Raw genomic sequence first — 12,517 nt, 5'->3', positions numbered from 1 at the left:
CTCGTGCCTGTCTCACACGATTTTCTGGCCGGTCTTCTTCCAGTCGTTGACGAAGGCCTGAAGACCTGCGTCCGTCAGCGGATGCTTCACCAATGATTTCAAAATGGCCGGCGGAATAGTCGCAACATCTGCTCCGATCATAGCCGCTTCCTTGACGTGGTTCACCGTCCGAATTGAGGCTGCAAGAATATCGGTCGAAAGGTCCGGATAGTTGTCGTAGATGGTCCGGATCTCGCGAATGACGTCCATGCCGTTCAATCCGATATCATCAAGACGGCCGATGAATGGCGAAACGAACGTCGCGCCGGCCTTTGCGGCAAGCAGCGCCTGGTTCGCCGAAAAGCACAGCGTGACGTTGACCATCGTGCCCTCGCCCGTCAGCGCCTTGCAGGCCTTGAGCCCGTCCATCGTCAGCGGCACTTTGATCGTCACGTTCTTGGCGATCTTCCGCAGAACCTCCGCTTCCTGCATCATGCCGGCATAATCGGTTGCCGCCACTTCTGCCGAAACCGGACCGGGCACCACGGCGCAGATTTCCGCGACGATCTCCTTGAAATCGCGGCCCGCCTTGGCGACGAGAGTCGGATTCGTCGTAACGCCGTCTAGCAGGCCCGTCGCCGCCAACTCCTTGATCTCGGCCACGTCGGCGGTATCGACGAAGAATTTCATTTCTTTCTCCTCAACTCGTCCCTTAAGTCTTGAAGATCTGCCTTTGGTGCGCCGCAACTCCGGGGCAAACCTAACACGACCGATTCTCGGAGGAAGCTTCTAGTCCGTTGAACGCCCCTTTGGATAGCCTGCTTGAAATTCTGGATAACGGCGCCGCTTCGGCCGCCCGCAGCGTGCCCGTGCTGATGCCGGTGGCGCTCGACCAGACCTATGATTACCTGGTGCCCGACGGTATCGACGCGGAGCCCGGCTCCTTCGTCCTTGTCCCGTTTGGCCCGCAGACCCGCATCGGCATCGTCTGGGATGGCCCCCGCGGGGAGGGCAAGCCTGTCGATCCGAAGAAGCTGAAGGCGCTCACAAGCCGCCTCGACGCCCCGCCACTGCCCGAGATTTCGATGCGGTTCGCCGAATGGGTGGCCCGCTACACGCTGGCGCCGCTCGGCATGGTCGTCCGCATGATGATGAGCGCGGATGCCGCCTTCGAGCCGCCGAAGCCCCGCTTTGGCGTCGCGATTGTCGAGGGCGCCTCGCCTCCGGCGAAGATGACTCCGGCGCGCACCCGCGTGCTCGAGATTGCGGCCGATGGCCTCGTTCGCGCCAAGTCAGACCTGGCACATCTCGCCGCCTGCTCGACCGGCGTGATCGACGGCCTCGCCGCAGCCGGCATGCTCGTCGAGGTCGCCATTCCCGAACGCGTCTTCCCGCGTCCGAAGCCCGCGCATGCGATGTCGACTTTTACCGACGATCAGTCGCGCGCCGTCGAAATATTGAAAAGCGCCGTCGATGCCGAAAATTTTTCCGTCACTTTGCTCGACGGTGTCACCGGTTCGGGCAAAACGGAAGTCTATTTCGAAGCCGTGGCGCGTGCACTCGAAGCCGGCCATCAGACGCTCATCCTGCTTCCCGAAATCGCGCTGACCAGCCAGTTTCTCGATCGCTTCGAGCGTCGCTTCGGCGCCCCGCCGGTCGAATGGCATTCGGCGCTGAGCCCTGCCGAACGGGGTCGCATCTGGAAAGGAGTCGCGCGTGGTGATGTTCGTTGCGTGGTCGGCGCCCGCTCCGCGCTGTTCCTTCCGTTTTGCCAGCTCGGCTTGATCGTCGTCGACGAAGAACACGATCAGGGTTTCAAGCAGGACGATCGCGTCCACTATCAGGGCCGCGACATGGCCGTCGTGCGCGGCAACCTTGGCAAGTTCCCGGTCGTACTCGCTTCTGCGACGCCCTCGATCGAAAGTCACGTCAACGCATTGATCGGACGCTATCGCCACGCCGTTCTGCCGGGGCGGTTTTCTGGCGTCGAAATGCCCGACGTTTCCGCCATCGACTTGCGCGCCGAGAAACTCGAACCCGGCAAGTGGCTGTCGCAGAGCCTCGTCCAGGGCGTCACCGAAACGCTTGAAAAAGGCCAGCAAACACTCCTGTTTTTGAACCGCCGCGGTTATGCGCCGTTGACGCTCTGCCGCTCGTGCGGTTATCGCGTCGAATGCCCGCAATGCACGGCCTGGCTTGTCGAGCACCGCTTCAAGAAAAAGCTCACCTGCCATCACTGCGGTTTCCAGCTCGCGCTGCCCGAGAAGTGCCCGAAGTGCGCGACGCCGGGTTCGCTTGTCGCTTGCGGCCCGGGCGTCGAGCGCGTGCAGGAAGAAGTGAAAGAGCGCTTCCCCGACGCCCGCGTCGCGCTCCTGTCCTCCGACTTGATCCCGAGCCTCACCGAAATGCGCGAGATCATCCGCGCCATCGAGGCGCGCGAATTCGACATCATCATCGGCACGCAGATCGTCGCCAAGGGACATAATTTCCCGGGCCTCGCGATGGTCGGCGTCGTTGACGGCGACCTCGGGCTCGCGCACGGCGCCGACCCGCGCGCCGCCGAACGGACGTTCCAGCTCTTGCATCAGGTCACCGGCCGCGCAGGACGAACGAGTTTCGTCGGCCGCGGCTTCGTACAAACCTATTCGCCCGAGCACCCGGTGATGCGGGCCATCGTCGCCGGCGATCGCGAGTCATTCTTGAACTACGAAGTGCGCACACGCCAGCAGGGCCTGCTGCCGCCCTACGGCCGCCTTGCCGCCATCATCATCTCATCGCGTGACAAGGCGCTCACCGAAGTCGTCGCGCGTGATGTTGCCCGCCGGGCGCCCCAGAGCGATGCGATTTCGGTTTTGGGCCCATCCGAAGCGCCGATCTCGATCGTTCGCGGTCGCCACCGCTGGCGCTTGCTCGTCAAAGCTCCACGCGACGCCGATTTGCAGGGCTATCTCAGAGCCTGGGCTGGAACGATTCCAAAACTCAAATCCGATGTTCGCGTCACCGTCGACATCGATCCCTACAATTTCCTCTGATTCGACGGCGGTCGCTCGGTCTTCTGCGGCATGTTTGCCATAAGCGCGGATGCTTCGGCCCGATTGACGCTCGCGAGATTCCGCGAACGCTCCAAATCGTCTAAACGACGAACAGCGCAATGTGCCTTGAAAGCCTTCCATGCCCTTACGTATCGCTGTTCAGATGGACCCGATCGATCGCATCGACATCCGCGGCGATTCAACATTCGCGATCCTGCTCGAGGCCCAGAAGCGCGGCCATGATATTTTCTATTACACGCCGCCCGGCTTGTCGCTCCGCCAAGACAAGCTGCTCGCACGCGGTGAAACGCTGAAGGTCGAGGACAAGCACGGCGCTCACTATGCACTGTCGGATTCGCGCGTCATCGACCTTGCCGAACGCGACGTTGTTCTGCTCCGTCAGGATCCGCCGTTCGACATGGCCTACATCACGACCACATTTCTTTTGGAGCGCATTCATCCCAATACGCTGGTGGTGAACGATCCCGCGCATGTTCGCAACGCACCGGAGAAACTGTTCGTCCTTGACTTCCTCGATCTGATGCCGCCGACGCTCGTCACGCGCTCGCTCGCCGACGTCCAGGCCTTCCGCGCCGAACACAAGGACATCATCGTCAAGCCGCTCTACGGCAACGGCGGCGCCGCAGTGTTCCGCATCAAGCCTGACGACGGCAACCTCGCCTCTCTCGTCGAGCTTTTCCAGACCGTCTTTCGCGAACCGTTCATGGTCCAGGAATACCGGCCTGAGGTAAAAGAAGGCGACAAGCGCATCATCCTTGTCGACGGCGAGATTGCCGGCGCGATCAATCGTGTGCCGCAGGCCGGCGAGACGCGTTCGAATTTGCACGTCGGCGGCACCGCCGTTCCGATCGAACTCAATGATCGCGATCGTGAGATCTGCGCCCGCCTCGGACCGGAACTCAAACGCCGTGGACTCATTTTTACAGGCATCGATGTCATCGGGCCTTACATCACCGAGATCAACGTCACCTCGCCGACCGGGATCCGGCAGGTGAAGGCCTTCGGCGGCAACGATATCGCGGCCATGATCTGGGACGTCATCGAAGCAAAGAGAAGTTCGAAAGCATGAGGCGCTGTTTCCAGGCGCGCGGCTAACAAGGGGATGTTGCCATGAAATCATTTCTGATCCGCGCCGCAGCTGCCATTACTGTGTGCTTCGCCGCAGCCTTGCCGCTCGAACCGGCGGCGGCCGTGACCGCCTCGCCTTTCGCCCCGCTCCTGGGGCGTTGGACCGGCATCGGCATGATCGGCTACAAGGAAAGCCCGCCTGAGAAAATCAAATGCCGCGCCACTTATCAGCTGTCCGATGCGCAAGACGAATTGAAACAGACGGTCCGCTGCGCCACGACTGGCGGCAATATCGAGATCATCAGCAACGTCAAGGAAGCGGGCGGTAAGCTCTCTGGTCACTGGAAAGAGACGATTCACAACTTCGAAGGCGATCTGACCGGAGACGTGACCGCCAAGGGCTACCGCGTCGTCATCAAGAGCGCCGACGTCAGCGCCAACATGGACATCATCGTCGATAACGGCAAACAGGCGGTCGAAATCCAGTTCGCCGATTCTTCATCGCTGCGGGGCGTCACGCTGATCCTGACGAAAGGCTGATCCGGCATCGCCTTGGGGGGCGAGTTCGATGGGGGCGGGCGAAGTCATCGGCATTCTGGTGTCGATCATCTCGGTCGCTGCCGGTTTGCCCGAGGTCTACCGGCAGTATCAAAAAGATCCACGCGGCTTCTGGAAAACCATCCGCTTGATGGGGGCCTACTGCCTTTACGGCAGCGTCGGCATCGCACTGCTGCTCTTATCCCTCGACGGCCCTCAGCCACCCGATAAAGCCGGAGCGGCGACGGCATTCATGATATTGTGGATTATATACGGAGCGCTTTGGCTGGTGCGGCTTGCTCCGCGGCAAACGCCTCTTCCCGGCTGGGTCGCTAGGCGGTTTTCGCTCCTCGACTACGCGATCGCAGGCGTCATCTTCCTATCCGGCTCCTATGTTTTTCTCGGATAACGCTAGTCTGTTCCATATTTGTTCTTGACTTGCCCTCGCCGTGAATATTACCGTCGGCCTCGTATTTTGGGGTGGGCGCGCATGTACGGCCAGATCTCGACGCTTGCGTTCATCGGCATCGAAGCACGCCCCGTCGAGGTGCAGGTCCGGGTGACGCCGGGCGCCGCCGCCTTCGCCATCGTCGGCCTCCCCGACAAGGCCGTTGCCGAAAGCCGGGAGCGCGTCCGCAACGCGCTGCACGCAGTGGGGCTTGGACTTCCCTACAAGCACATCACCGTCAACCTCGCGCCCGCTGACTTGCCTAAGGAAGGCAGCCATTTCGACCTTCCCATCGTGCTTGCCATGATGTCGGCGATGGAAGCGATCGCCCCCGACGCCATCGCCAACTACGCCGCCATCGGCGAACTTGCACTCGATGGTTCGATCCGCGCCGTACCGGGCACGCTGCCTGCCGCGATCGGCGCCAACGCGCTGGGAAAGGGCTTGATCTGTCCGGCCGCCACCGGCCCCGAGGCGGCGTGGGCCAGCGAAGACATCGACGTTCTCGCCGCCCCGCATCTCTTGTCGCTCGTCAACCACTTCAAAGGCATGCAGACGCTTTCGCGGCCAAAACCCAACGTGCTGCCGGCACAAAGCTACGCCGCTGATCTGCGCGATATCAAAGGCCAGGAAACCGCCAAGCGGGCGCTCGAAATTGCTGCCGCCGGCAATCATAACTTGCTGATGATCGGGCCGCCCGGCTCGGGCAAGTCGATGCTCGCCGCGCGCTTGCCGTCGATCCTGCCGCCTCTGCAACCCGAGGAAATCCTCGAAGTCTCGATGGTGCATTCGCTGGCCGGCGAACTAATGGGCGGCAAGCTCACAGTCGAGCGTCCGTTCCGCGCTCCGCATCATTCCGCCAGCATGGCGTCGCTTGTCGGCGGCGGCTCGCGTCCACGCCCGGGAGAAGTGTCGCTTGCTCATCACGGCGTGCTCTTCCTCGACGAGCTTCCCGAATTCCAGCCGAACGTTCTCGACGCCCTGCGCCAGCCGCTTGAATCGGGCGAGACCGTCATAGCTCGGGCCAACCACCGAATCTCGTACCCGTCTCGCATCCAGCTGATCGCGGCGATGAATCCGTGCAAGTGCGGCGGCGCCAATCCGGGCGAACCGTGCCGCCGCGGACCGCGTTGCGCCGCGGATTATCAGGCCCGCGTGTCGGGACCGCTTCTCGACCGCATTGATCTCCAGATCGAGGTCCCGGCGATTTCGGCCGCGGACCTCGTGCTGCCCGCACCCTCGGAAGGCAGCGCGGAAGTCCGTGCCCGCGTCGCCGCAGCAAGAGAAAGACAGCGTCAGCGCTTCGCCGCGCTCGGCGCTCGCGGTATACGCACGAACGCCGATTGCTCTGCCGCTTTGCTCGAACAGACGGCAATGCCCGATGAAACCGGCATAGCCCTTCTGCGCCATACTGCCGAAGCACTCGGGCTATCTGCCCGCGGCTTCCATCGCACATTGAAAGTCGCGCGAACGATTGCCGATCTCGAAGGCACGGACATCGTCTCGCGCTCACACGTCGCCGAAGCGTTGAGCTATCGCGGCGAAACGCTGCGGCAATCGCGAGCCGCCTAGTCGGACCCTAAAGAAAAAGGGCCCGAAGGCCCTTCCCAATTGCGTCGATCGAAGAATTCGCCTCGCCCTCAGCCGAACGCCGACTTGACGCCCGCTTGCATCGCCGCCGCCTGTGCCGAATTGCGAAGCAGGCACGCAATCGTCATCGGCCCGACGCCGCCGGGCACCGGCGTGATCGCCCCTGCCACTGCCGCACACTCTGCATAGGCCACGTCGCCGACGATCTTCGTCTTGCCGCCATCCGACGGCACGCGGTTGATGCCGACGTCGATGATCGTCGCGCCCGGCTTGATCCAGCTGCCCTTGACCATCTCCGGAATGCCGACGGCCGCGATCACGAGATCGGCGGCCTTGACGACTCCCGAAAGGTCCTTCGTCCGCGAGTGCGCGATCGTCACGGTGCAGTTTTCGCGCAGCAGCAGCGCCGCCACCGGCTTGCCGACGATGTTGGATCGCCCGATCACCACCGCGTTCATGCCCGACAGGTTCGAATGAACCGTTTTCGCCAGAATAACCGATCCCGTCGGCGTGCACGGCACCAGCGCCCGTTCTCCGACCCACAGCCGTCCGACGTTTACCGGATGGAAGCCGTCGACGTCCTTGTCCGGATCGATCAGGTTCAAGACCTTTTCGGCATTGATGTGCTTCGGCAGCGGCAGCTGCACCAGGATGCCATGGCACGCCGGATCCTTGTTGAGCTTGTCGACGAGGGCCAGCACATCGGCTTCGCTCGTCTCCGCCGGCAAGCGATGCTCCCACGAATTCATGCCGACTTCGACAGTCTGCTTGGCCTTGTTGGCCACGTAGACCTTGCTTGCCGGATCTTCGCCGACGAGCACGACAGCAAGCCCGGGCTTCAGCCCATGTTCCTTTTGAAGTCGCGCCACTTCCGCAGCCACTTCGGCGCGGACTTTCGCTGCGATTTCTTTTCCGTCGATCACCTGCGCCGACATTCCGCTTGTTCCTCCTCGTTTCGCTATTTTCTGAGTTTGCTTGTTCGGTCCTGCAAAAGCTGGTCGAGCACTCCCGGATCGCCAGAAATCCGCAAGGATTTGATCCGCGATTTCCCGCCCTTGGCGAGCGAAACGGACTGCTTCGCCACGCCAAGCCATCGGGCGACGAGCTCTTCGAGAGCCCTGTTCGCTTCTCCATCCTCGGGAAGGGCGCGGACGTGCGCTTGAAAGGCCGGACCGTCGGGGGTTTCGACCACCCCGTCAACCGCCTCTTTGGACGATTTCGGCGTTAACCGAAAGCGCGCAATGACGCACGCGGTGTCATGCCGCCAGGCCTTTCCGGCCTCCCGGCCGACGCCCCCGGCGTTCGTCACACCACGGCCTTGGCGATGTTCGGCAGGACGACGGTCTGGATGAAATAGCAGGCGAGAAGCAGGATGACGGGCGAAATATCGAGCCCGCCCATATTCGGCATGGCGTTGCGGATGGGCGCCAACAGCGGTTCCGTCACGGCATTGAGAGCCTGCCAGATCGACCGCACGATGGGGTTATAGGGATTGACCACCCCGAACGCCATGAGCCAGCTGACGATCACAACGGCGATGACGACGTAAGTGTAAAGCGTGATGAGATAGTTGATAAAGCCCAGAAGCTCGAGCATTCGCCGTCCCGCGGTTAGGTGTCGTTGCGCCATGTAGCCCCGACACCCGGTACCCCGCAAGTCTCTGATCCGGCTCGCCTTGAGACTTTCGCACCTGGACAGCAACCGGCTGCCGCAGACCGGCCGAGGCGATTTCTTGACAAGGGTGGAGCGCGAACCCTAAATGCCGCGCATCCGGGGCCGTAGCTCAGATGGGAGAGCGCTGCAATCGCACTGCAGAGGTCAGGGGTTCGATTCCCCTCGGCTCCACCAATTGCCAGCTAAATTGTTGTTCTTCCAAGGTTAGCAACCGTTATCAGGCGCTTGTGCCCACCCGCAGCAAGCTGAGCGCGAGCAATGGCTCGCAGCACATTCTCGCGACAGCAAAAAAAAATCAGAATGAAGCAGGATCGCCGCGGTCAGTAGCGGGCGATCAAGTCCCGGATTCGTTGCGGGTAAATCCGAGCGCCATAGGCCGAAGAATACCCGGCACAACACTCACGTCATAAAATTTGGATTGATAGCTCGAGATCGCCCGATTCGATAAAACGAACTTATCCGGGCTGCTTTTTTCCCGCTTTCTTGAAAAGCAGGCTCTGGGTCGAAATCGGCGAAGCTGACGCGATGAACTGAACGTCATCGCTATCCAGTAATCCTCTTCCGACCCAGCGGGCGAAGCGTTCACGAAGCGGTTCGAAGCCCCCTTCGCAGCAAGGCTATTCTTCAGTTGCGCCGAGCGACGGGGTCAGGCGGGGAAGCAGAGCCAAGCGCCTAAGCAGGTTTTGGGTGTCGTCACCTTGCACGCGATCTGCGAGGAGTGACACGTCGTCGTGCCAGCGCCGTCGTCGCATTTCGTGTGCACCGGGCCTTTGCCCACGCGGCCCTGCCCATAGATGACGTTTGCCAGACCGTGTGTTGAAAAGAGATAGGCGATATCATGGGTCACGGCCTCGCCGACCGCCCCGACCTTGACGCAGTCCGCCTGGGCCGTCGCCGAAAGTGCGCAGAATGCCGCCGCGGCGGCCAAGCCGAGTTTCAAAGAACGCATTTGCCCCTCCAAAAAAAGAATTTACCCCGGTTCAGAAACTAGATGAGCGCATAGCCCCCGACAACAGAATCGGCCTGCGTCAGGCCGGGTTATCCTGCAAGGAGTTTAGACAGAGTGCCACATTTGCCACTCATAAAGCTGCCCGTCGCGCGGCACGATTCGCCCCCGTCGAAATCTCGCGCCACCGACGCCTGACCCCGTCCGACGTCTCAAATCAAAGCCCCGACGGGAGCTTGGCAGCCATCTTTTTCTTCCGATCAAATGTGCGCCCGTCGACGATAAAGGTTCCATCGCCGACCGCGTGCAGCATGCGTTTCTCTTTCCTTGATGAATCAAAGTAGGCGGCAACGCCCTCGAGCACGACGATGTTGTGCGAAGAAACGAAGTCGATCACTCGGCACTCGATGTTTGCGAGGCATTCGCCGATTAAAGGCGCGCCGATATTTTTTCCCACCACAGCCGTCAGCCCGAATTTGGCGAACTTATCCGTGTCGTTCCCTGAGCATGTGCCGATGCCGACGACCGTATCGAGCATATCGACCGTCGGAATTGCGATGACGCATTCTTTCGTGGCCTTGAGCGCTTCGAATGAATAGTTCCAGCTGCCGGTGCAGAGCGCGAACTGTGGCGTGAAGTCGAGCACCATAGTCCACGAGATCGTCATGATATTGCTCTTGTCTCGCCCCTGCGTCGTCACGAGCACGACCGGCCCCGGCTCGATCAGAGTGAAAGCCCTGCTCAGTTTCATCTTCCGCATGCAAGAATTCCTTCGATTTCGCCGGTCTGTGTAGCTGTCGTTGCATCCGCGATTGAACCGAGAGTTTGCCGGACATCTCGATTTCTTGTCCGGCGTTGCTTGAGAGCGTGGCCGTCGGACCTATATCATTACTGCGTTCGAACTATTGAGCCGATCCGACGCTAGGCCGTATCTTGGCGTCGTCGGTCACGGGCTTCGACGGGGGGATTCCGGGGACAAAAATGTACGGCCGCCGTTTTATGTCTACCATCATTCTTGGCGCCTTCGCGGTTCTGGGCGCGCCGGAGCTGGGCCTTGCCAAGCATCGCCAAAAGAACCCCCAGCCGACGAGTAGCGATCCTTGCGCCGCGCCCAACGCCTACGTTCGCGAGCGGATAGATCGCATCAAGGTCCTGCAGGCGTCGGCGCCGAAGAGCAACGGCAGCTTGTTCGACATGCTCGGCGGCCAAAAGGACTTCGATGCCAAAAAATCGGCTCAGATATCCCAGCTCCGCGATGATGCCGCCGGAGTGAACGCACTGTTGGTCGCTGGCGGATGCAAGTCCTACGACCTTGACCGCGAACTTTCGTCCAAAGCGAAATAGCGCCGCGATAATTTCTTGTCTGCAAAACAATCGCCCGCGGCGGCATTCAGCCCGTTTCGTGCCTTCGGCCGGCCGGGCTCCGCCTCTTATGATCAAAACCGCAACAAAGATTGTTGCAAACTTCCTCCCATACCGTCAGTTTCATAGCAATTTGCGCTTCCCACCGCGCGATATCAATTTTGTGACATTGCTTGATAATGACGCTGAACGCCTTCGTTTTGGAGGATCTCCCGGCTCTTCTGGATCTCATTTACGGCGCGGCCGTGAACAAAGAGCTATGGCCCCTATTCCTCGACAGGCTGCGCAAGCCTTTCGATGGCGCCAACGGTATATTGCACTTCTTCGATATCGAAACTCAGACCACCCCTCTCGCCTTCCCATTCGGTCTCGAACAAAAATATCTGGTCGGCTACCAGGAACACTTTTCAAGCTGCAATCCCTACCCAGTCCAATCGTTCGCAAGGCTTGCGCCTTTTACCGTCACGCCTGCGACTGCGGTCGTCAGCAGGGAGGAAGCGCTACGCTCCGAATTCTACAATGACTGGATGCGACCGCAGGGCATCAGCCCCGAGCACTTGGGGTGCATGATCCACAATGACGGACGGGAGATGGTCGTCCTGGCCATCGCGCCCGATGAGAAGAAGCTGGAGCGTGATGGGGATCGCTACACGAGGCAGTTCGAGCTTTTAACGCCGCATTTGAAACGTGCTGTCGCGCTGTCGAAGGTCAATCGGGCTGATCCGATGAGCGCAGGCTTGCCCGCACAATTTTCGTGCATCGCCATTCTCATTTCGCAAAACCGCGCCGTAAAGGCCGTCAATCCGCCCGCCGAAAGCCATTTGCGCGAGCGATCATTTCTGTCGATCGATCCGATCGGAAAATTGCGCATAAAGGACAGTGACGTGCATTCGGCCTTTCTCACAGCTGTCGATGCCGTATTCAATTGCCAGGCACCCGTCGGCGGTCCGGTGCAATGCCGTCTGCCGGTGTCAGGCGATCGCGCCTCGCTCGTTGTCCTGAAATTGCCGATGCTGGAAGCGCCGCACGCGCTGGTCCTGCTGATAAGCGAACGCAATGAGCGTGCGGATCAATTTCCATCGCAATTCACATCCGCCGAAGCGCGGCTGGCGAAAGCGCTGCTTACCGGGCTGTCTCTTGCCGATTTCAGCGATCAGGCCGGAATATCGATCAATACGGCGCGCAAACAGCTCGCCGCTCTCTTCGCAAAAACGGGAACAAATCGCCAAGCCGCGCTGGTTGCATGGCTTTTGCAAAGAAATTAGACGGTGACATTGGCTAAAAGTGCAGGCCCCAATCGGAAAAATGAGTGCGATAAATTTATCAATGGGCCATTGCAAACAAATTGGGCGGCGCACTGCTGGTGCATTTGGACCATGCAGGACACGGATTGGCTAGAGTAAGACGCGATCGATAATCAGGAAAATTGGCAATTCAAAAGAATTTATACCGATAGCTTATCGCGCAGTATGGCGCCCGCATCACGAATTCCGCAGCTATTGACGGAGATATTATGTCTGACCATCGATTGGATTTTCTGGATTTATGTCGCGCTGTGGAAGACGGCGCCCACACCGATCTTTCGGCCGCTGATCGCGAGCTTCTGATCGTGCTTCACAAAGCGCTGACCGGGCTGAAGTCGGCGGTCGAACGCGCGCTTTTGAATTCCCCGATCGAGAAGCATTTCACCAACTGAATCGCCGAAGCGATCACATCGCAGACAATTGGCGTTGTGCGCCGCGTCAGAGATATTCGATTTAAGCCGCCGTCAGGCTTCCACAAAAACAATCAGATTCGCGCATTGATTTGCAGAGTCGGGAGCGCGCTCCGAAGGTAACTGCGACGGCACGGCAGCCGCTC

At 60.3% G+C, this 12,517-nt stretch carries 14 protein-coding genes and 1 tRNA gene; 9 read left to right on the top strand and 6 right to left on the bottom strand.

The features are described from left to right. Window positions 1-12: 12 nt before the first annotated feature. The gene (gene fsa, locus QM780_RS14360; RefSeq protein ID WP_415071130.1) at window positions 13-669 is read right to left on the bottom strand and encodes a fructose-6-phosphate aldolase; all 657 of its coding nucleotides are present in this window, start codon (window positions 667-669) and stop codon (window positions 13-15) included. A gap of 107 nt (window positions 670-776) precedes the next feature. Here fsa and QM780_RS14355 point away from each other — a divergent pair, with 107 nt between their 5' ends. The 5 genes from QM780_RS14355 to QM780_RS14335 all read left to right on the top strand — a co-directional run bounded on the left by QM780_RS14355 (window position 777) and on the right by QM780_RS14335 (window position 6,657). Further along, window positions 777-3,011, top strand: a complete 2,235-nt coding sequence (locus QM780_RS14355; RefSeq protein WP_415071129.1) for a primosomal protein N' — start codon at window positions 777-779, stop codon at window positions 3,009-3,011. 139 nt (window positions 3,012-3,150) lie between these two features. Then, window positions 3,151-4,101 (top strand): glutathione synthase, encoded by a 951-nt coding sequence (gene gshB, locus QM780_RS14350; protein ID WP_415071128.1) that lies wholly within the window; start codon window positions 3,151-3,153, stop codon window positions 4,099-4,101. Between the two features lie 41 nt (window positions 4,102-4,142). After that, window positions 4,143-4,640, top strand: coding sequence for a hypothetical protein (locus QM780_RS14345; RefSeq protein ID WP_415071127.1), 498 nt, complete (start codon window positions 4,143-4,145; stop codon window positions 4,638-4,640). A gap of 28 nt (window positions 4,641-4,668) precedes the next feature. Continuing rightward, on the top strand, window positions 4,669-5,046 hold the full coding sequence (locus tag QM780_RS14340) for a hypothetical protein (RefSeq protein ID WP_415071126.1): 378 nt from the start codon (window positions 4,669-4,671) through the stop codon (window positions 5,044-5,046). Between the two features lie 81 nt (window positions 5,047-5,127). Then, window positions 5,128-6,657 (top strand): YifB family Mg chelatase-like AAA ATPase, encoded by a 1,530-nt coding sequence (locus QM780_RS14335; protein ID WP_415071125.1) that lies wholly within the window; start codon window positions 5,128-5,130, stop codon window positions 6,655-6,657. 68 nt (window positions 6,658-6,725) lie between these two features. On the opposite strand, the gene folD is transcribed toward QM780_RS14335, so the two are convergent. From folD to QM780_RS14320, 3 genes are read right to left on the bottom strand one after another with little or no spacing between them, the layout of a single operon-like run. After that, the gene (gene folD / locus QM780_RS14330; RefSeq protein ID WP_415071124.1) at window positions 6,726-7,610 is read right to left on the bottom strand and encodes a bifunctional methylenetetrahydrofolate dehydrogenase/methenyltetrahydrofolate cyclohydrolase FolD; all 885 of its coding nucleotides are present in this window, start codon (window positions 7,608-7,610) and stop codon (window positions 6,726-6,728) included. Between the two features lie 23 nt (window positions 7,611-7,633). After that, on the bottom strand, window positions 7,634-7,984 hold the full coding sequence (locus QM780_RS14325; RefSeq protein ID WP_415071123.1) for a DUF167 family protein: 351 nt from the start codon (window positions 7,982-7,984) through the stop codon (window positions 7,634-7,636). Continuing rightward, window positions 7,981-8,271, bottom strand: coding sequence for a YggT family protein (locus QM780_RS14320; RefSeq protein ID WP_013950096.1), 291 nt, complete (start codon window positions 8,269-8,271; stop codon window positions 7,981-7,983). The genes QM780_RS14325 and QM780_RS14320 overlap by 4 nt, the downstream gene beginning before the upstream one ends. A 176-nt stretch (window positions 8,272-8,447) precedes the next feature. Between QM780_RS14320 and QM780_RS14315 the strand changes: the two genes are divergently transcribed. Further along, window positions 8,448-8,523: transfer RNA gene (locus QM780_RS14315), tRNA-Ala, on the top strand. 472 nt (window positions 8,524-8,995) lie between these two features. Here the strand turns inward: QM780_RS14315 and QM780_RS14310 are convergent. After that, window positions 8,996-9,298, bottom strand: coding sequence for a hypothetical protein (locus tag QM780_RS14310; protein ID WP_415071122.1), 303 nt, complete (start codon window positions 9,296-9,298; stop codon window positions 8,996-8,998). A gap of 214 nt (window positions 9,299-9,512) precedes the next feature. Next, a complete protein-coding gene (locus QM780_RS14305; RefSeq protein WP_415071121.1) occupies window positions 9,513-10,055 on the bottom strand; it encodes a flavin reductase family protein in 543 nt (180 codons plus the stop codon). A gap of 239 nt (window positions 10,056-10,294) precedes the next feature. On the opposite strand from QM780_RS14305, the gene QM780_RS14300 reads away from it, so the two are divergent. From QM780_RS14300 to QM780_RS14290, 3 genes are all read left to right on the top strand, one after another. Then, window positions 10,295-10,639, top strand: coding sequence for a hypothetical protein (locus QM780_RS14300; protein WP_415071120.1), 345 nt, complete (start codon window positions 10,295-10,297; stop codon window positions 10,637-10,639). 197 nt (window positions 10,640-10,836) lie between these two features. Next, window positions 10,837-11,922, top strand: coding sequence for a helix-turn-helix transcriptional regulator (locus QM780_RS14295; protein WP_415071119.1), 1,086 nt, complete (start codon window positions 10,837-10,839; stop codon window positions 11,920-11,922). 248 nt (window positions 11,923-12,170) lie between these two features. Beyond that, the gene (locus QM780_RS14290; protein ID WP_415071118.1) at window positions 12,171-12,353 is read left to right on the top strand and encodes a hypothetical protein; all 183 of its coding nucleotides are present in this window, start codon (window positions 12,171-12,173) and stop codon (window positions 12,351-12,353) included. Window positions 12,354-12,517 lie beyond the last annotated feature (164 nt).

Source organism: Hyphomicrobium sp. (genome assembly GCF_047600905.1).
Taxonomy (GTDB): Bacteria; Pseudomonadota; Alphaproteobacteria; order Rhizobiales; family Hyphomicrobiaceae; genus Hyphomicrobium_B.
The sequence above is the reverse complement of the archived record's forward strand: the minus strand, read 5'-3'. Positions and strand labels throughout refer to the sequence as shown.

Bases quoted from the DNA above. Each gene is read 5' to 3' on its own strand.
- fsa (WP_415071130.1), bottom strand. From the start codon at position 669: ATGAAATTCTTCGTCGATACCGCCGACGTGGCCGAGATCAAGGAGTTG.
- gshB (WP_415071128.1), top strand. From the start codon at position 3,151: ATGCCCTTACGTATCGCTGTTCAGATGGACCCGATCGATCGCATCGAC.
- QM780_RS14345 (WP_415071127.1), top strand. From the start codon at position 4,143: ATGAAATCATTTCTGATCCGCGCCGCAGCTGCCATTACTGTGTGCTTC.
- QM780_RS14340 (WP_415071126.1), top strand. From the start codon at position 4,669: ATGGGGGCGGGCGAAGTCATCGGCATTCTGGTGTCGATCATCTCGGTC.
- QM780_RS14335 (WP_415071125.1), top strand. From the start codon at position 5,128: ATGTACGGCCAGATCTCGACGCTTGCGTTCATCGGCATCGAAGCACGC.
- folD (WP_415071124.1), bottom strand. From the start codon at position 7,610: ATGTCGGCGCAGGTGATCGACGGAAAAGAAATCGCAGCGAAAGTCCGC.
- QM780_RS14320 (WP_013950096.1), bottom strand. From the start codon at position 8,271: ATGCTCGAGCTTCTGGGCTTTATCAACTATCTCATCACGCTTTACACT.
- QM780_RS14310 (WP_415071122.1), bottom strand. From the start codon at position 9,298: ATGCGTTCTTTGAAACTCGGCTTGGCCGCCGCGGCGGCATTCTGCGCA.
- QM780_RS14305 (WP_415071121.1), bottom strand. From the start codon at position 10,055: ATGCGGAAGATGAAACTGAGCAGGGCTTTCACTCTGATCGAGCCGGGG.
- QM780_RS14300 (WP_415071120.1), top strand. From the start codon at position 10,295: ATGTCTACCATCATTCTTGGCGCCTTCGCGGTTCTGGGCGCGCCGGAG.
- QM780_RS14295 (WP_415071119.1), top strand. From the start codon at position 10,837: ATGACGCTGAACGCCTTCGTTTTGGAGGATCTCCCGGCTCTTCTGGAT.
- QM780_RS14290 (WP_415071118.1), top strand. From the start codon at position 12,171: ATGTCTGACCATCGATTGGATTTTCTGGATTTATGTCGCGCTGTGGAA.